The sequence below is a fragment of the Pseudomonas sp. AAC genome (assembly GCF_000725445.1).
Lineage (GTDB): Bacteria > Pseudomonadota > Gammaproteobacteria > Pseudomonadales > Pseudomonadaceae > Pseudomonas > Pseudomonas citronellolis.
In genome coordinates this window covers 224,066-242,084 of the sequence record NZ_KL647098.1, presented here as the reverse complement: position 1 = coordinate 242,084, position 18,019 = coordinate 224,066, and the positions used below count along the sequence as shown (strand labels likewise).

The 18,019-nt window shown below is 69.1% G+C and carries 18 protein-coding genes and 2 riboswitches; of the genes, 15 read left to right on the top strand and 3 right to left on the bottom strand.

Going from position 1 to position 18,019, the window contains the following annotated elements; genetic code table 11:
* Positions 1-287 precede the first annotated feature (287 nt).
* The 5 genes from FG99_RS18710 to FG99_RS18690 all read left to right on the top strand — a co-directional run bounded on the left by FG99_RS18710 (position 288) and on the right by FG99_RS18690 (position 3,734).
* On the top strand, positions 288-704 hold the full coding sequence (locus FG99_RS18710; protein WP_232244957.1) for a hypothetical protein: 417 nt from the start codon (positions 288-290) through the stop codon (positions 702-704).
* A gap of 32 nt (positions 705-736) precedes the next feature.
* Positions 737-798, top strand: a riboswitch (Fluoride riboswitch).
* A gap of 136 nt (positions 799-934) precedes the next feature.
* On the top strand, positions 935-2,179 hold the full coding sequence (locus tag FG99_RS18705) for a cation:proton antiporter (RefSeq protein WP_043271796.1): 1,245 nt from the start codon (positions 935-937) through the stop codon (positions 2,177-2,179).
* The gene (locus FG99_RS18700) at positions 2,176-2,595 is read left to right on the top strand and encodes a universal stress protein (RefSeq protein WP_009622637.1); all 420 of its coding nucleotides are present in this window, start codon (positions 2,176-2,178) and stop codon (positions 2,593-2,595) included. The genes FG99_RS18705 and FG99_RS18700 overlap by 4 nt, the downstream gene beginning before the upstream one ends.
* A 21-nt stretch (positions 2,596-2,616) precedes the next feature.
* Positions 2,617-3,087: an HAD family hydrolase gene (locus FG99_RS18695; RefSeq protein WP_043271795.1), complete on the top strand. Its 471-nt coding sequence runs from the start codon at positions 2,617-2,619 to the stop codon at positions 3,085-3,087.
* A 20-nt stretch (positions 3,088-3,107) separates the two neighbouring features.
* Positions 3,108-3,734 carry a histidine phosphatase family protein gene (locus FG99_RS18690; protein WP_043271794.1) on the top strand — a complete coding sequence of 209 codons (627 nt, stop codon included), beginning with the start codon at positions 3,108-3,110 and terminating at the stop codon, positions 3,732-3,734.
* Between the two features lie 731 nt (positions 3,735-4,465).
* Here FG99_RS18690 and FG99_RS18685 read toward each other — a convergent pair.
* Positions 4,466-4,810 (bottom strand): DUF190 domain-containing protein, encoded by a 345-nt coding sequence (locus tag FG99_RS18685; RefSeq protein WP_009622630.1) that lies wholly within the window; start codon positions 4,808-4,810, stop codon positions 4,466-4,468.
* A gap of 13 nt (positions 4,811-4,823) precedes the next feature.
* On the bottom strand, positions 4,824-5,207 hold the full coding sequence (gene crcB, locus FG99_RS18680) for a fluoride efflux transporter CrcB (RefSeq protein ID WP_009622628.1): 384 nt from the start codon (positions 5,205-5,207) through the stop codon (positions 4,824-4,826).
* Between the two features lie 124 nt (positions 5,208-5,331).
* Positions 5,332-5,393, bottom strand: a riboswitch (Fluoride riboswitch).
* 124 nt (positions 5,394-5,517) lie between these two features.
* Between crcB and FG99_RS18675 the strand changes: the two genes are divergently transcribed.
* The 9 genes from FG99_RS18675 (at position 5,518) to FG99_RS18635 (ending at position 16,094) form a co-directional block, all read left to right on the top strand.
* Positions 5,518-6,531: a LacI family DNA-binding transcriptional regulator gene (locus FG99_RS18675; protein ID WP_043272218.1), complete on the top strand. Its 1,014-nt coding sequence runs from the start codon at positions 5,518-5,520 to the stop codon at positions 6,529-6,531.
* An 82-nt stretch (positions 6,532-6,613) separates the two neighbouring features.
* On the top strand, positions 6,614-7,390 hold the full coding sequence (locus FG99_RS18670) for an AP endonuclease (protein WP_043271793.1): 777 nt from the start codon (positions 6,614-6,616) through the stop codon (positions 7,388-7,390).
* Positions 7,383-8,336 (top strand): sugar kinase, encoded by a 954-nt coding sequence (locus FG99_RS18665; protein WP_043271792.1) that lies wholly within the window; start codon positions 7,383-7,385, stop codon positions 8,334-8,336. The genes FG99_RS18670 and FG99_RS18665 overlap by 8 nt, the downstream gene beginning before the upstream one ends.
* A gap of 70 nt (positions 8,337-8,406) precedes the next feature.
* Complete coding sequence (locus FG99_RS18660) at positions 8,407-9,681, top strand: MFS transporter (RefSeq protein WP_043271791.1); 1,275 nt, start codon at positions 8,407-8,409, stop codon at positions 9,679-9,681.
* A gap of 12 nt (positions 9,682-9,693) precedes the next feature.
* On the top strand, positions 9,694-10,680 hold the full coding sequence (locus FG99_RS18655; RefSeq protein WP_043271790.1) for a 2-hydroxyacid dehydrogenase: 987 nt from the start codon (positions 9,694-9,696) through the stop codon (positions 10,678-10,680).
* Between the two features lie 63 nt (positions 10,681-10,743).
* Positions 10,744-11,910 (top strand): lactonase family protein, encoded by a 1,167-nt coding sequence (locus FG99_RS18650; RefSeq protein WP_051879049.1) that lies wholly within the window; start codon positions 10,744-10,746, stop codon positions 11,908-11,910.
* A 308-nt stretch (positions 11,911-12,218) separates the two neighbouring features.
* Positions 12,219-12,977, top strand: coding sequence for a gluconate 2-dehydrogenase subunit 3 family protein (locus FG99_RS18645; protein WP_043271789.1), 759 nt, complete (start codon positions 12,219-12,221; stop codon positions 12,975-12,977).
* 4 nt (positions 12,978-12,981) lie between these two features.
* Positions 12,982-14,769, top strand: coding sequence for a GMC family oxidoreductase (locus tag FG99_RS18640; protein ID WP_043271788.1), 1,788 nt, complete (start codon positions 12,982-12,984; stop codon positions 14,767-14,769).
* An 11-nt stretch (positions 14,770-14,780) separates the two neighbouring features.
* A complete protein-coding gene (locus FG99_RS18635; protein WP_043271787.1) occupies positions 14,781-16,094 on the top strand; it encodes a cytochrome c in 1,314 nt (437 codons plus the stop codon).
* Positions 16,095-16,310: 216 nt separating this feature from the next.
* On the opposite strand, the gene FG99_RS18630 is transcribed toward FG99_RS18635, so the two are convergent.
* Positions 16,311-16,490 carry a hypothetical protein gene (locus FG99_RS18630; protein ID WP_043271786.1) on the bottom strand — a complete coding sequence of 60 codons (180 nt, stop codon included), beginning with the start codon at positions 16,488-16,490 and terminating at the stop codon, positions 16,311-16,313.
* A 345-nt stretch (positions 16,491-16,835) separates the two neighbouring features.
* Between FG99_RS18630 and FG99_RS18625 the strand changes: the two genes are divergently transcribed.
* Positions 16,836-17,501, top strand: coding sequence for a TIGR04211 family SH3 domain-containing protein (locus FG99_RS18625; protein ID WP_009622597.1), 666 nt, complete (start codon positions 16,836-16,838; stop codon positions 17,499-17,501).
* The last annotated feature ends 518 nt before the right edge of the window (positions 17,502-18,019 follow it).

The window sequence follows — 18,019 nt, the reverse complement described above, 5'->3', positions numbered from 1 at the left end:
CCTCCCGGAAAAGGGAGGCGGACCGTACGGGGGTAGGATACCGCAGCAAAGGAGACGGCAGGCCCGAAGGCCTCCCCGGACGGCCCGCCATGGAACGTGAGTGCATACAACGATGGACCGACTGCTCTCACGGCTACGACGCACCACCCTTTACTGCGGGATCCTACCCCCGACCACAACAAGGTTGCGGCAGGGCGGAATCTATCCAGCGCCCTCGTAGGACCTCAAGGCGATTTCAGCGTGGGAATTTTCACGAAGGGTAGCGGCGCGGCGCCGGCCGAATCGCTATGCTCGACGCTATGAACGGCCAGCTCCCCCTCCGCCAACCCTGCCCACCGGGCGCCTGCGATTGCGGGCGCGAGGCGCTGCTGGCCGAGCCCCATGGCGACATCCGCATCCTCCTGCTCACCCGCCAGGAAGAGCTGCGTCTGGTGCAGCGCCTGGAACAGCTCAAGGACCTGGCCGACCTGCAGCACATGCAGCAGCGCATGTACGAACAGCTCGGCCTGCGCCTGAGCATTGCTCCCGGCTTCAACGAGGTGCGCAGCATGCGCGGCCTGGACATCCGCATCGCCGCGCAGCCCGGCCTGTGCCGCAAGACCCGCCAGGCCATCCCCGCGGCCATCCGCCGGGGCCTGGAGCGCACCCCGGAAATCGCCTGGCGCCTGCTCGACTCCTTCGACCTGCTGGGCGGCAGCCACTAGGAGCGTGCATTTTCCCAAGGCTTTGCTAATGTCGTTAGGCAGGAGATGGCATTCCTCCTCTAACCGCCCCCCGGCTGATGATGCCTACGCATAACCCTTCATGGGCGGCGTAGGCATTGTTCTGCTGTCCATGGTTTGCCCGTGGACAGCGAACATGCCCAACCCATCCCGTTCCGCCGCTTTTCCTCTTGCGCACCGCGCCGTCCCCCGGCTTCAGCGGAGCCGCCGCCATGACTGAGATCTGGGCCCAGGCCGCCCTGTGGCTGGGGCTGGCGCTGCTGGCGACGCTGGTGTCGATCTTCCTGCGCATCGCCACGGCATTGTCGGAAATCGTCGTGGGGACCATCGCCCAGCTGATCATCGGCGCGCTGCTGGGCATGGCGGTGCTGCAGGGCGACGCCAGCTGGATCAAGTTCCTCTCCGGCGCCGGGGCCATCCTGCTGACCTTTCTGGCCGGCGCCGAGCTGGACCCGAAGGTGTTCCGCGCGCACTGGAAGCAGGCCACGGTCATCGGCCTGGTGGGCTTCGTGGTGCCCTTCCTCGGCTGCGCGGCGCTGGCGTACTGGGGCCTGGGCTGGAACTCGCAGGCCAGTTGGCTGGCCGGCATCGCCATGTCCACCACCTCGGTGGCGGTGGTCTATGCGGTGATGCTGGAGCTGGGGCTGAACACCAGCGAGTACGGCAAGATCGTGCTGGCCGCCTGCTTCTTCAACGACCTGGCCACGGTGATCGCCCTGGGGCTGATCTTCGCCCCCTTCACCCCGAAGACCGCCGGTTTCGCCGGGGCCCTGGTCCTGGCCGCGCTGTTGCTGCCGTGGCTCACCCCGCGTTTCTTCCGCCGCTTCGGCGGCCGCCCTTCGGAACTGGAGGCCAAGTTCCTCATGCTCTGCCTGTTCGGCCTGGGCGCGGCGGCGACCTGGGCCGGCAGCGAGGCGGTGCTGCCGGCCTACCTGATCGGCATGGTGCTGGCCAGCACCGTGGGCAAGGACCATGCGCTGATCCGCCGCCTGCGCACCCTGACCTTCGGCCTGCTGACGCCGTTCTACTTCATCCGCGCCGGCTCGCTGGTGTCGCTGCCGGCCCTGGCCGCCGCGCCCGCGGCCTTCGTGCTGCTGTTGCTGGTGAAGATGCTCAGCAAGCTGGTGGGCGTGTACCCCACCTGCCTGGTCTACGGCTCGCCGCGCCGGGAGGGGGCCTACACCACGCTGCTGATGTCCACCGGGCTGACCTTCGGCACCATCTCGGCGCTGTTCGGCCTGGCCCACGGGCTGATCGACCAGGGCCAGTATTCGGCGCTGGTGGCCGCGGTGATCGGCAGCGCCGTGGTGCCGACGCTGATCGCCAACGCCTTCTTCCTGCCCCGGCACCTGCTGCCCAAGGGCGAGCCGGAGGAGGAGGGCGCCGCCCCGCCGGCGGAGCCCGCGCGCCACGACGACTTGCGCCCGCAGACGCGGCGCAGAGGAGGTGAAGCATGATCAAGCGCATCCTGGTGGCCTACGACGCCTCCACCGCGGCGGAGCTGGCCCTGAACTTCGCCAACGAGCTGGCCGAGCGCTTCGGCGCCGGCCTGCACATCCTCTCGGTGGCGCAGCCGCCGGAGTTCGGCGACGAGGTGGAGACCGAGGCGGTGATCGAGCGCTCCCGCGCGCATTTCCACCACGCCTTCAAACTGCTGGGCTACAGCCGCCTGCCGGTCGAGGAACGGCCGACCACCCACGTCTCGGTGGGCCGCCCGGCCGAGCAGATCGTGCGCTACGCCGAGGAGCACCACATCGACCACATCGTCATCGGCCACCGCGGCCACTCGGGCTTCGAGCGCTGGCTGCTGGGCTCGGTGGCGCGCCAGGTGATCGACCATGCGCCCTGCGCGGTCACGGTCATCCGCGGCTGAGCGGCCAGGGGAGGAGGCGACATGCTGCAGATCGACATTCCCGGGCTGGGGAGCTTGCAGTTGAAACACATGATCTGTGACTACAACGGCACCCTGGCGGTGGATGGCCGGCTGATCGACGGGGTGGCCGAACGCCTGGCGGCGCTGGGCCGCAAGCTGGCGCTGCACGTGGTCACCGGCGACACCTTCGGCAGCGCCGAGGCGGAACTGGCGGCGCTGGACGTCAACCTGCTGGTGCTCTCGGAGAAGGACCAGGCCATTTCCAAGGAGGACTACCTGCGCACCCTGGGCCTGCACGGCGTGGTGGCCATCGGCAACGGCAGCAACGACCGCTACATGCTGCAGCAGTCGGCCCTGGGCATCGCGGTGATCGGCCCGGAGGGCGCCTCCTCGGTGGCCATCGGCTCGGCGGACCTGGTGGCGCTGGACATCCTCTCGGCCCTGGATATGCTGAGCCACCCGCAGCGCATCATCGCCAGCCTGCGCTGCTGAACCTTCGAAGGAGCAGGACGATGACCAGAATCATTCTGACCCGCCACGGCCACGTGGACTGGATCGCCCCGGAACGCTTCCGCGGTCGCGCCGAACTGCCGCTGTCGGCCCTGGGTCGGCGCCAGGCCGAGGCGGTGGCCCGGCGCATAGCCGAAAGCTGGCAGCCGGTGGCCATCTACACCAGCCCGCTGTCGCGCTGTATCGATACCGGCGCCGCCATAGCACGCGCCACCGGCGCCCCGGCCCAGGCGCTGGAAGGCCTGGCGGACACCGACTATGGCCAGTGGCAGGGCCTGACCCACGACGAAGTCCGCGCACGCTGGCCGGAAGAACACCGCACCTGGCTGGAGGCGCCGGACCTGGCGGCTATCCCGGATGGCGAGAGCCTGGCCGACGTGCTGGCTCGGGGTACCCGTGTGCTGCGCGAGGTGTTGCGGCGTCACGGTGGGCAGACATTGGTGTTGGTGGGGCATGACAGTATCAATCGGGTTCTGCTGCTGCAGGCGTTGGGGTTGCCGTTGGCGCGGTATTGGCGGTTGAAGCAGGAGCCTTGTTGCGTCAATGAGATTGGTGTCGAGGGGGATGTGTTTACGTTGTATCGGATCAACGAGACCTATCACCTGGCTGGGGTGACGGCCGAGGGTTGAGGCCGTTTTCAACGGCGGATAATCGCGGACGGAGTCCGCTCCTACGTTTCCAGGAAACATGGCTTTTCGTAGGAGCGAGCTTGCTCGCGAACGGTGCTCGCCGGTGGCGTAGGTGCCGGGTTTAAGAGCCCCTCCCCCCAACCCTCTCCCTGAAGGGAGAGGGGGCTAGACCGTGCCGAGATAAGGAATGGTTTCAGCCGGAAACCACCTTGCTTGCCGGCTGACTCGGGAAAGCCAGACCGCACCGAACGGTCCCCTCTCCCTTCAGGGAGAGGGTTAGGGAGAGGGAAAGGCGTCCAGCCAAAACACCGTAGCCGCAGGTGAGCACCGTTCGCGAGCAAGCTCGCTCCTACGAAGAGCACCTCGGCGGCTCCAGGGAACCTCGGGCGTGGGCGGACTCCGTCCGCGATTGGATTCGCCGGCCACGCCGGACGTCCCGGTGGCACAGCCAACGGCGCAGTATCAGGATGACGCCTAAGTCTCCGCTCGCTCCGAACGGCCCCCTCTCCCTCCGGGAGAGGGCTGGGGTGAGGGGGCGGAATCAACCCAATGCGCCATCGCCAACGGTAAACACGGCTCGCGCGCAAGAACAGGGCGCCGCTTCGCGCCTACGAAAGCAGTGAGCACCTCAATGCCTGGAAGTCGGTGCCTTGCCAGTGGGCGTGCACGCCACCGATTCGTAGGTTTCCTCGCGGGTAACGACCTGGATGTCCAGTGGATCTGCGTAAGCGTCAGCTGGCAGGAGCGTCGCGGTCGGCCTTGCGCTTGCCCACGGTGCCCATTTCCACGGGGGTCTTCACGTAGAACAGGGCGAGGTCCTCGGCCTCCAGGCGTTCGAACAGGCGCTCGCACTCGTCCTCGGTGACGGCCAGGCAGATTTCCACCGGCTGGTCGGCCAGTTCGAAGAAGTGGTAGGAGTGCACCCGCCCGGCGTGGCCGAAACCTTCCGCGCCGACGACCAGGGTGGCGCCCTTGAGCTTCATGCCCCGGGCCAGGTCGACCATCCAGTCGGTGATCAGCTTGCCGCCGTGGCGGCGGCTCTGTTGGGTGAAGAATGTCACCAGGTAGCCTTTCATGATTGCGCCTCCGTCAGCGTGCGCCCAGCAATGTGTAGGTTAGAACGCCCGCGGCGGTTGCCAGCAGCGAACCTACGACGTGCACCGCGATTTCCCCCAGCGCCCAGGCCACGCGGCCGGTCTGCAGCAGCGAGAAGGTTTCCGCGGAAAAGGTCGAGAAGGTGGTCAGGCCGCCGCAGAAGCCGGTGATCAGCAGCAGGCGCCATTCCGGGCTGAGGCTCGGGTTGGCGGCGAAGAAGGCCACGGCCAGGCCGACGACGTAGCCGCCGATCATATTGGCGGCCCAGGTGCCCGGCGGAATGGTGGGGAACAGGGCGTTGAGCTGCAGGCCGAGGAACCAGCGCAGCAGGCAGCCGATGGAGCCGCCGAGGACGATCACCAGGATGGATTTCAACATGCCGGCGAGCCCCCATGGAAAGAGGGTACGGGCGATGCGGGGGAGGGGAATGGGTGGGGTGTTGCGGTCACGGTCCGGTCCTTTTGCAAAAGGACAGGACGCACACCTACGCACCCTGTCCAGGGTTCACGTAGGCATCATCAGCACGGGGGCGGTTAAAGGAGGAATGCCATCTCCTGGGTTTCAACCCTAGCAGAATCCCATTGCGTCCGCCGGCGCTTGACGACAGACTTCATCCCTGATTTATTGAAACCGGTTTCATAACCCTTCCAGCAGAAGCGCATACAAAAGGATCGAAAGGGTGAACGACATGCTGCCGCCTGCCCGCGGGCGGGTCACCATCAGCGAGGTGGCCCGTGCTGCCGGCGTTTCCAAGGCCACGGTCTCGCGCTACATCGGCGGCGACCGGCAACTGCTCGCCGACGCCACCGCCCAGCGCATCGAGGCGGTGATCGAGCAGCTCGGCTACCGCCCCAACCGCATGGCCAGCGGCCTCAAGCGCGGCCGCACGCGGCTGGTCGGTATGCTCCTGGCAGACATCCGCAACCCTTACTCCGTCGCCGTGATGCACGGCGTGGAGACCGCCTGCCGCCAGCACGGCTACAGCCTGGTGGTGTGCAACACCGACCGCGACGACGAGCAGGAGCGCCTGCACCTGGAGGCGCTGCAGTCGTACAACGTCGAAGGCCTGATCGTGAACACCCTCGGCCACCACGCCGGCGAGCTGGCCAGCCTGGCCCGCGAGCTGCCCATGGTGCTGGTGGACCGCCAGCTGGAAGAGCTGCGCTCCGACCTGGTGGGGCTGGACAACGCCGATGCCGTGGAGCAGGCCCTGGACCACCTGCAGGCCCGCGGCTACCGCGACATCCTGGCGGTCAGCGAGCCGCTGGACGGCACCAGCTCGCGGCAGGAGCGGGTGGCCGCCTTCCAGGCCTCCATAGCCCGCCGGCCCGGCCTGCGCGGCCAGGTGCTGGAAACCGGCGGCGACCTGCGCGGGCAGCTGGCCGCCTTCCTCGCCGGCGCCGGGCACGGCCCGCAGGCGCTGTTCACCTGCAACGGCGTGGCCACCCTGTGCGCCACCCGCACCCTGCACGAGATGGGCGTGCGCCTGTTCGACGAGGTCGGCCTGCTGGCCCTCGACGAACTGGACTGGTACCCCCTGGTCGGCGGCGGCATCACCGCCCTGGCCCAACCCACCGAGCGCATCGGCCAGGCGGCCTTCCAGTGCCTGCTGGAACGCCTGCAGGGGGCCACGCTGCCGGCGCGGCGCCTGGACCTGCGCGCCGAACTCATCGTCAGAGGCTCCACCCCAGCACGCGGCTGAAACCGGGGCGGCCCGGCGCCGCTGTGGTTTTTGGCCAGAAATGAAACCGGTTTCATCCGGCTGAACGAGAAGGACAAGAACAATGCACGCGAACCCCGTATCCATCAGCCTGTCCAGTTTCGGCGCCGATGCCGTGCGCCAGCGGGGCCAGGCCGCCTACCTGGCGCTGCTGGCCGAGGCCGGCGCGAGCCGCGTCGAATGGCGCGAAGAACTCTTCGACGCGCTGCCCGACGCCGCCACCCTGGCCGCGGCCAGCGCCGCCCAGGGCCTGGAAAGCCTGTACTCGGCGCCGCTGGAGCTGTGGCGCGCGGACGCCAGCCTGGAGCCGGCGGTGGCCGATCGCCTGCGCCTGGCAGGGGAGGCTGGCGCCGTGGCGCTGAAGGTTTCCCTCGGCCACTACCGCGACGAGTGCGACCTGGAGTCCCTGCGCCCCTTGCTGGCGCAGGGGCCGGCGCTGCTGGTGGAGAACGACCAGACCGCCCGGGGCGGTCGCGTCGAGCCGCTGCTGCGCTGCTTCCGCCGCGCCGCCGAGCTGGGCCTGCCGCTGGCCATGACCTTCGACATCGGCAACTGGCACTGGCAGGGCGAGTCGCCGCAGCAGGCCGCGCGCCTGCTCGGGCCCTGGGTGCGCTACGTGCATTGCAAGGCGGTGCGCCGCCGCGAGGATGGGCGCCTGGTGGCCATACCACCGCAGCCCGCCGACCTCGACGAGTGGGAGGCGCTGCTGGCGCGCTTCGCCCCCGGCGTGCCGCGCGCCATCGAATACCCGCTGGCCGGCGACGATCTGGCCAGCCTGACCCGCGAGCAGGTCGCGCAACTGGCGCAGCTGGGCCGCGCCGCGGAGGTGCGCCATGGCTGAACACGACGTGCTCTGCTTCGGCGAGACCATGGCCATGTTCGTCGCCGAGCAGTGCGGCGACCTGGCCGAGGTGGAAGGCTTCGGCAAGCGCATCGCCGGCGCCGACAGCAACGTGGCCATCGGCCTGGCGCGCCTGGGCCTGCGGGTGAACTGGCTGAGCCGGGTGGGCGACGACAGCCTGGGCCGCTTCGTGCTGGCCAGCCTGCGCCGCGAGGGCCTGGACTGTGACGGCGTGGAAGTGGACGCGCAGCACCCCACCGGCTTCCAGCTCAAGGCCCGCTGCGACGACGGCAGCGACCCGCGGGTGGAATACTTCCGCCGCAACTCGGCGGCCAGCCGCATGTCGCCGGCGCTGCTGCGCCCGGGCCTGCTGCGCGCCCGCCACCTGCACGCCACGGGCATAGTACCGGCGCTCTCGGCGAGCTGCCGCGAGCTGTCCCATCAACTGCTGGACGCCATGCGCGCCGCCGGCCGCAGCGTGTCCTTCGACCCCAACCTGCGCCCCTCGCTGTGGCCGGACCGCGCCAGCATTGTGCGCGAGATCAACGCCCTGGCGTCCAAGGCCCACTGGGTGCTGCCGGGGCTGGAGGAGGGCCGCCTGCTGACCGGCCGCCAGTCGCCCGAAGCCATCGCCGGCTTCTACCTTGAACGGGGCGTGGAGTGCGTGGCCATCAAGCTCGGCGCCGAGGGTGCCTACTTCCGCGATGCCGACGGCCGCGAAGGCGTGGTGCCGGCGCAGCCGGTGGCGCGGGTGGTGGACACCGTGGGCGCCGGCGACGCCTTCGCCGTGGGCGTGATCAGCGCCCTGCTGGAAGGCAGCGACCTGCGCCACGCGGTGGCCCGCGGCAACTGGTGCGGCAGCCGCGCGGTGCAGTCGCGCGGCGACATGGAAGGCCTGCCCCTGCGCCACGAACTCGAAGCCCACGACGCCCGCCTGCGCGCCTGACCCGGCCCCGAAAACCGCCGGCCCGGCCGGCACCTGTTGCGACAAGAACAACAAGCTCAGGAGAAATGCCATGCAGATCGACCGACTCGCCCCACGCCGCTGGCACATCATGCCCATCGTCTTCGTCACCTACAGCCTGGCCTACCTGGACCGCGCCAACTACGGCTTCGCCGCCGCCTCCGGCATGGCCGAGGACCTGAACATCACCCCGGCGCTGTCCTCGCTGCTGGGCGCACTGTTCTTCCTGGGCTACTTCTTCTTCCAGGTGCCCGGCGCCATCTACGCCGAGAAGCGCAGCGTGAAGAAGCTGATCTTCGCCAGCCTGATCCTCTGGGGCGGCCTGGCCACGCTCACCGGCATGGTCCGCGACGTCTACCTGCTGGTGGGCATCCGCTTCCTGCTGGGCGTGGTGGAGGCGGCGGTGATGCCGGCCATGCTGATCTACCTCTGCCACTGGTTCACCCGCGCCGAGCGCTCGCGGGCCAACACCTTCCTGATCCTCGGCAACCCGGTGACCATCCTCTGGATGTCGGTGCTCTCCGGCTACCTGGTGAGCCAGTTCGACTGGCGCTGGATGTTCATCATCGAGGGCCTGCCGGCGGTGCTCTGGGCTTTCATCTGGTGGCGCCTGGTGGATGACCGCCCGGCCCAGGCCAAGTGGCTGGACGAGGCCGAGAAGGCAGCGCTGCAGCGGGCCCTGGCCGCCGAGCAGCAGGGCATCAAGCCGGTGAAGAACTACCGCGAGGCGTTCCGCTCGCCCAAGGTGATCATCCTCTGCCTGCAGTACTTCTGCTGGAGCATCGGTGTGTACGGCTTCGTGCTCTGGCTGCCGTCGATCCTCAAGCAGGCCTCGGGCCTGGACATCGTCAGCGCCGGCTGGCTGTCGGCGCTGCCGTACCTGGTGGCGGTGCTGGCCATGCTCGGGGTGTCCTGGGCCTCGGACCGCCTGCAGAAGCGCAAGCGCTTCGTCTGGCCGCCGCTGCTGGTCGCCGCCCTGGCCTTCTACGGCTCCTACGCGCTGGGCAGCCAGCACTTCTGGGCTTCCTACGCGCTGCTGGTGATCGCCGGCGCCTGCATGTACGCGCCCTACGGACCGTTCTTCGCCATCGTTCCGGAAGTGCTGCCGAGCAACGTCGCCGGCGGCGCCATGGCGCTGATCAACAGCATGGGCGCGCTGGGCTCGTTCTCCGGCTCCTGGCTGGTGGGCTACCTCAACGGCGCCACCGGCGGGCCCGGCGCCTCCTACCTGTTCATGTGCGGCGCGTTGCTGGCGGCCGTCGCCCTGACCGCCATCCTCAACCCCTCGCAGAAAGCCGAGCGCCTTCGTCCGGCGCTGGGCCACTAGGAAGATTCGACCATGAAGAAACGCATCGTCCTCTACAAGCGCCTGTCCGACGTGCTGATGCAGCGCCTGCAGGCCCACGCCGAGGTGACCCTGATCGAGGACCCGGCCGCCGACGGCCTGGCCCGCCTGCGCGCGGCGCTGCACGGCGCCCAGGGCCTGCTGGGCGCCAGCCTGCGCCTGGACGCCGCGCTGCTGGACCTGGCGCCGCAGTTGGAGGTGGTCTCCAGCGTCTCGGTGGGCGTGGACAACTACGACATCGCCGAGCTGGAGCGCCGCGGCGTGCTGCTCACCAACACCCCCGACGTGCTCACCGAGACCACCGCCGACACCGGCTTCGCCCTGCTGCTGGCCAGCGCCCGGCGGGTGGCCGAGCTGGACCGCTGGATCCGCGCCGGGCACTGGCAGGCCGGCATCGGCCCGGCGCAGTTCGGCTGCGACGTGCACGGCAAGAGCCTCGGCATCGTCGGCATGGGCCGCATCGGCGAGGCCCTGGCGCGCCGCGCCCAGGCCGGCTTCGGCATGCAGGTGCTGTACAGCGCGCGGCGGCCGCGGCCAGAGGTGGAAGCCCGCTACGGCGCGCGCCACCTGCCGCTGGATGCGCTGCTGGGCGATGCCGACTTCGTCTGCCTGTGCGTGCCGCTGAGTGCCGAAACGGAAGGGCTGATCGGCGAGCGCGAACTGGCGCTGATGAAGCCTTCGGCCATCCTGGTGAACATCTCCCGCGGCCGCGTAGTGGACGAAGAGGCACTGCTGCGGGCCTTGCGCGAGCGGCGCATCCGCGGCGCCGGCCTGGACGTGTTCGTGCGCGAGCCGCTGCCGGCGGATTCGCCGCTGCTGCAGCTGGACAACCTGGTGGCGACGCCGCACATCGGCTCGGCCACCGAGGAAACCCGCGAGGCCATGGCCCGCTGCGCGGTGGACAACCTGCTGGCGGCCCTGGCCGGCGAACGCCCGGCGAACCTGGTCAACCCCGGCGCCTGGGCGCGTCGATCCGGTTGAACCGCCGCCTTTTCACCCGGTCCGACCCGTGACCGACCCTCTGCCTGCAAGGACACGCCCATCATGATCAAACCCGCCGCCCTGACCCTGCTGCTGTGCGCCGGCACCGGCCTGTTCGCCGGGCCGGCCGGCGCCGCCCAGCAATACGACCTGCTGGTCGGCACCTACACCGGCGCCGGCAGCCAGGGCATCTACCGTTACCGTTTCGACAGCGCCAGCGGCCACATCCAGGCCGAGGCGTTGCAGGTGATGCCCAGCGAAAACCCCTCCTGGCTGACGCTCAATCCCGACCAGACGCGCCTCTACGCCGTCAACGAGAACGGCCCCGGCGCGAGCGACCCGCTAGGCAAGGTCAGCGCCTTCGCCATCGACCCGGCCAGCCACCAGCTGAGCCAGCTGAACCAGGTGCAAAGCCGCGGCGACGAGCCCACCCACTCCAGTCTGGCGGCCGGGGGAGGGCACCTGTTCGTGGCCAACTACGCGGTGCACCCGGACCCGGGCGGCAACCTGGCGGTGCTCGGCATCGACGAGCAGGGCCAACTGACCGGCGTGGTGCAGCAGGAGCGCCATGGCGCCTCCCGCGTCAACCCCGAGCGCCAGGCCAGCAGCCACGTGCACTCGGTGGTTTCCGGGGTGGACGGGCGCTACGTCTACGTGCAGGACCTGGGCGCGGACAAGGTCTTCATCTACCGCTACGACGCGGCCAACCGCGAGCACCCGCTGAGCCCGGCACAGCCGGCGACGGTGGACCTGCCGCCGGGCAGCGGCCCGCGCCACCTGCTGTTCAGCCGCGACGGCCGCTATGCCTACCTGACCCTGGAGATGGCCGGGCAGATCGCCGTGTTCGAGGTACGCGACGGCCAGCTGAAGCGCACGCAATTGGTGGACATGGCCGCCGGCCAGGACGCCGCGCACAAGGCTGCCGCTGCCGTGCACCTGTCGCCGGATGGACGCTTCCTCTACGCCAGCAACCGTGGCAAGGCCAGTGAGCTGCTGGTGTATGCGCTGGATCCGGCCAGTGGCCAGTTGAAGGAGTTGCAGCGGCGCTCGGTGGAGGGCGTCGAGCCGCGCGAGTTCAGCCTGGACCCCAGCGGCCGTTTCCTGCTGGTGGCGAACCAGAAGAGCAACCAGGTCGTGGTCATGCGCCGCGATCCGGCCAGCGGCAAGCTGGGGGAGACGGTGCAGAAGTTCGCCATCGATTCGCCTTCCGATCTGAAGTTCCTGCGCTGAGGTCTCTCCAGCCCTCTCCCGCAAGCAGGAGAGTCCCATGCCTCCGGACTCCGTCCGCGATTCGGATTTCCAGCCCCGTAGGATGGGTTGAGCGAAGCGATACCCATCACCCCGACAGCATGGGTTTCGCAAGCTCAACCCATCCTACGAAAAGCGCCCGTGCTTCCCTGTAACCGGCGCGCTTTCGATAGCCACCTATGCTTACCGACACGAACAACAGCCTCACGCGCCCGGCACCACCGGCCGCAAAAGGGGCGAGAAGACCTACACGACCTGATTGACCTGTTGGAAAAAGGAGAGACCCAGCCATGTCCAACGACGACCCGTCCGCCGCGCAACCGGCGCGGCGCGACTTCCTGCGCAAGTCCCTGGCGCTGATCCCGGTGGCCACCCTGGCCGGCACCGGCGTGGGCAGCGTGGTGCTCGGCGGCCCGAGCACGCCCGCGGCCGACCCGCAGCCCGCCGCCGAGCCGCGGCAGGGCGGCGCGCGCGCCTACCAGCCGACTTTCTTCACCGCCCAGGAATGGGCCTTCGTCCAGGCCGCCGTGGCCGTGCTCATCCCCACCGACGCGCTGGGCCCGGGGGCCGCGGACGCCGGCGTGCCGGAATTCATCGACCGCCAGCTGAACACCCGCTACGGCAGCGGCGGGCTCTGGTACATGCAGGGGCCCTTCCACCCGGATGCCGCGCCGGAGCTGGGCTACCAACTGAAGCTCAGCCCGCAGGAAATCTACCGCCTGGGCATCCAGGAGACCGATGCCTGGTGCAAGGCCAAGTGGAACAAACCCTTCGCCGAACTGGACGCGGCGCAGCAACAGCAGGCGCTGGAAGCCCTGGACGGCGGCAAGGCCGAATTCCAGGCGGTGCCGGCGGCGACCTTCTTCGCCATGCTCTGGCTGAACACCCGCGAGGGCTTCTTCAGCGACCCGCTGCACGGCGGCAACCAGGGCCTGGCCGGCTGGAAGCTGATCGGCTTCCCCGGCGCCCGCGCCGACTTCATGGACTGGGTGGAGCGCGACGAGCGCTATCCCTTCCCGCCGGTTTCCATCAGTGGCGAGCGAGGTTGAGGCAATGGCCCAGGTATTGAAGAAAGTCGATGCGGTCATCGTCGGGTTCGGCTGGACCGGCGCCATCATGGCCAAGGAACTGACCGAGGCGGGGCTGCAAGTGGTGGCCCTGGAGCGCGGCCCGGCCCGCGACACCTACCCCGACGGCGTCTACCCGCAGACCATGGACGAGCTGACCTACAACTCGCGCAAGAAACTGTTCATGGACATCTCCCGCGAGACCGTGACCCTGCGCCACGGCCTGAGCGACCTGGCCGTGCCCTACCGCCAGTTCGGCGCCTTCCTGCCCGGCACCGGCACCGGCGGGGCGGGGCTGCACTGGTCGGGCGTGCATTTCCGCGTCGACCCGGTGGAACTGCGCCTGCGCAGCCACTACGAGGAACGCTACGGCAAGGCCTTCATCCCCGAGGGCATGACCATCCAGGACTTCGGCGTCAGCTACGACGAGCTGGAGCCGTACTTCGACTTCGCCGAGAAGGTCTTCGGCACCTCCGGCACGGCCTGGTCGATCAAGGGCCAGGTGGTGGGCCGCGACAAGGGCGGCAACCCCTTCGCCGCCGACCGTTCCAGCGACTTCCCGCTGCCGGCGCAGAAGAACACCGTGTCCGCGCAGTTGTTCGAGAAGGCCGCCCGCGAGGTCGGCTACCACCCCTACAACCTGCCCTCGGCCAACACCTCCGGGCCCTACACCAATCCCTACGGCGCGCAGATGGGGCCGTGCAACTTCTGCGGCTTCTGCAGCGGCTACGCCTGCTACATGTACTCCAAGGCCTCGCCCAACGTGAACATCCTGCCGGCGCTGCGCCAGGTGCCTAACTTCGAGCTGCGCAACAACGCCCACGTGCTGCGGGTGAACCTCAACGCCGAGAAGGACCTGGCCACCGGCGTCACCTACGTCGACGCCCAGGGCCGCGAAGTGGAGCAGCCGGCGGACCTGGTGATCCTCGGCGCCTTCCAGTTCAACAACGTGCGCCTGATGCTGCTCTCGGGCATCGGCAAGCCCTACGACCCGCTGAGGAACGAGGGCGTGGTGGGGCGCAACTTCGCCTTCCAGAACATCTCCACGGTGAGCGCCTTCTTCGACAAGGCCAGCCACCACACCAACCCCTTCATCGGCGCCGGCGGCAACGGCGTGGCGGTGGACGACTTCAACGCCGACAACTTCGACCACGGCCCCCACGGCTTCGTCGGCGGCTCGCCGTTCTGGGTCAACCAGGCCGGCACCAAGCCCATCGCCGGGGCCAAGGTGCCGCCGGGCACGCCCAAGTGGGGCAGCGCCTGGAAGGCCGCGCTGGCCGACAGCTACCGGCACATGCTGGCGATGGACACCCACGGCGCGCACCAGTCCTACCGCGACAACTACCTGGACCTCGACCCGGTGTACAAGGACGCCTACGGCCAGCCGCTGCTGCGCATGACCTTCGACTGGAAGGACAACGACGTGAAGATGAACCGCTTCATGGTCGCGCAGATGCGCAAGATCGCCGATGCCATGGGCGCCAAGGTGGTCACCGCGCCGATGAAGGAGTTCGGCCAGCACTTCGACGCCACCGTCTACCAGACCACCCACCTCAACGGCGGGGCGATCATGGGCACCGACCCCAAGACCAGCGCCTTGAACCGCTACCTGCAGGTGTGGGACGTGCACAACGTGTTCGTCCCCGGCGCCTCGGCCTTCCCCCAGGGCCTGGGCTACAACCCCACCGGGCTGGTGGCGGCGCTGACCTACTGGTCGGCGCGGGCCATCCGCGAGGTGTACCTGAAGCACCCGGGCCCGCTGGTGCAGGCATAGGAGGCCGGAACATGAAGACATTCCTCAGCGCCGCCCTGGCCATGGCCGCCAGCACTGCGCTATACGCCGCCGATGCGACCGACCCGGCGCAGGTGAAGCAGGGCGAATACCTGGCCCGCGCCGGCGACTGCGTGGCCTGCCACACCGCCAAGGGCGGCGAGCCCTTCGCCGGTGGCCTGCCGATGGCCACGCCCATCGGCACCATCTACTCGACCAACATCACCCCGGACAAGACCGGCATCGGCAACTACAGCTACGAGGACTTCGAGCGCGCCGTTCGCCAGGGCATCGGCAAGGGCGGCAGCACCCTGTACCCGGCCATGCCGTACCCGTCCTATGCCCGCGTCAGCGACGAGGACATGCGCGCGCTCTACGCCTACTTCATGCATGGCGTGGCGCCGGTGGTGCAGGAGAACAAGGACAGCGACATCCCCTGGCCGCTGAGCATGCGCTGGCCGCTGGCGATCTGGCGCGGGCTGTTCGCCCCGGAGGTGAAGCCCTTCGCTGCTGCCGGGCAGGACCCGACCCTGGCCCGCGGCGCCTACCTGGTGGAAGGCCTGGGGCACTGCGGCGCCTGCCATACGCCGCGGGCGCTGACCATGCAGGAGAAGGCCCTGGACGCCGCCGACGGGCCCGAGTACCTGTCCGGCAGCGCGCCGCTGGAAGGCTGGATCGCCAAGAACCTGCGCGGCGACCACAAGGACGGCCTGGGCAGCTGGAGCGAGGCGGAGATCGTCGCCTTCCTCAAGACCGGGCGCAGCGAGCGCAGCGCGGTATTCGGCGGCATGAGCGACGTGGTCGAGCACAGCATGCAGTACATGACCGACGCCGACCTGACCGCCATCGCCCGCTACCTGAAGTCCCTGCCACCGGTGAACCCCGACGACAAGCCGTTCCGGGAAGACCGCCAGGTCGCCGGGGCGCTGTGGAAGGGCGACGACGGCAAGACCGGCGCCGCGCTCTACGTCGACAACTGCGCCGCCTGCCACCGCACCGACGGCAAGGGCTACACCCGGGTGTTCCCGGCGCTGGCCGGCAACCCGGTGCTGCAGAGCGCGGACGCCACCTCGCTGATCCACATCGTGCTCGACGGCAGCACCCTGCCGGCCACGGCGACGGCGCCGTCCACCTTCAGCATGCCCGGCTTCGCCTGGCGCCTGTCGGACCAGCAGGTGGCCGAGGTGGTCAACTTCATCCGCAGCAGCTGGGGCAACCAGGCCGAGCCGGTGGATGCCGGGCAGGTGAAGGCCTTGCGCAGCCAGCCCAGGCCGGAGCTGAAGGCGGCGACGTTGATCGGTGATACCACGGGGAAGGAGGCGCCGTAGGGGGCGCCGCCGGCGGGTCCAATCGCGGACAAGGTCCGTTCCTACGACCGTGCTTCCTGGAACCGTAGGAGACCTTGTCCGCGATAGCCGAAACCACCGGCGCGATTCGCGGATGAGCTCCTACGCCTCCGGCAAACACCACACCCCGTAGGATGGGTATCGCTTCGCTCAACCCATCCTACGAAAAGCACCCCGGCACCGCCGCCAATCCAAACCTCAATACCTGGGCAACGACTGAATCCGCGGATCGATCTGTTGCCTGGGAATCTGCTGGCGGCTGTCGCGTTCCTTGCAGTCCGTCTGCTGCCCGGAGGCGCAGTCCCGGCTGCTGCAGGCGGCCGCTCCCAGCGTCAGGACGATCAGCGTGGCGAGCGAGAACAGGATCTGCCGGCACATGGCGGGCCCTCCGCGAAGGTGGTGCTTAAAGCAAACACGCGAATGCCCGCGGGCGCCCGGGCGGGCGACGAGCGGAGGCGGGTGGTGCGACGAACTACAGGCGCGCCGTCAGTCATCAGTGCGCCACCGACCACCCATCCCCCCATCACGGCGCCCGGTGAACTCATTGCGCCGTTGCGCTGTCTGTCTGCTGTCGGCCCCCCGGGCGGCGGGCCCGGGCCCGCGCCAGCCGGGTGATTGCGCCGCGCCGATAGCAAGATCGTAGCCGCCCCGGAGCATCTGCCTGGCCGGCTTTTTACCGCGCCCGCTCGCCGGGGTTCGTTTATCGCCATGTGAAGATTGCCCATGTCCCTATCCCGTCATTTCCCCGCCTCCGTATCCCTTCCCACCCGCGTCCTGGGCGCCTGCCTGTTGGGTGGCCTGCTGGCGGCCGGCGCCGCGGCGCAGGCCGAGGAGGGCGCCGGCAATGCGCGCTGGGTGAGCGACAGCCTGACGACCTACGTGCGCAGCGGCCCCACCGACGGCTACCGCATCGTCGGCACCCTGACCTCGGGGCAGAAGGTCGAGCTGCTGAACACCCAGGGCGACTACAGCCAGGTGCGCGGCGAAAGCGGCAGCAGCGTGTGGATCCCCAGCCGTGACCTGCAGGACAAGCCCGGCCAGGCCGAGCGCCTGCCGCAGCTGGAGCAGAAGGTGAGCGAGCTGAGCGCTGAACTGGCGGGCATCAACGACAGCTGGAAGACCCGCGTGCAGGGCATGCAGGAAACCCTGGACTCGCGCAAGAAACTCATCGACGAACTGCAGGCGGCCCGCGCCGGCCTCGACGACGAACTCACCAAGGCCCGCTCCGAACTGCGCGCGGCGCAGGCGCAACTGGGCGACGAGAACAAGCAGGTGCTGATGCGCTACATGGCCTACGGCGGCAGCATCGCCGGCGCCGGCCTGCTGGTCGGGCTGATCCTGCCGACCCTGCTGCGGGTACGGCGCAAGCGCAACGATCAGTGGATCTGAGGCGCTGGTTGCGGTGGGATTAGGGGGGGGGCTTGGTTCAGCGAAGGCGCTCAGTCCAGGCTCCGCACCCTCACCCCAGCCCTCTCCCGGAGGGAGAGGGGGCCGTTCGGCGTGGGCGGCAAGTTCGGAATCATCCTGAGCGCGTAGGGCGTATAACCGTTCGCGGTTATACGCCGTTGGCCGAAACGCCGAAGCGATTCTGGACCCGTAGGAGCGGACTCCGTCCGCGATTGGTTTGGCTAGACGGATGTGGGGGCAGGGCGCTTCGTGATTGCGCTTCATGCCGAACGGTTCCCTCTCCCGCTTGCGGGGGAGGGTTAGGGAGGGGGAGCGGAGTCAGGGTTGGCAGAGGTGTGTGGGGGGAGTCCGTAACCCTCTCCCCAGCCCTCGGCTGCGCGCCCCGCCCTGAAGGGAGAGGGGGCCGTTCGGGGCGGGAGAAAAATCCTGAGTCATCCTGAAACGCCTAACCATCCCCCGTCATTCCCGCGAACGCGGCAACCCAGTGACTGCGGGGTTCG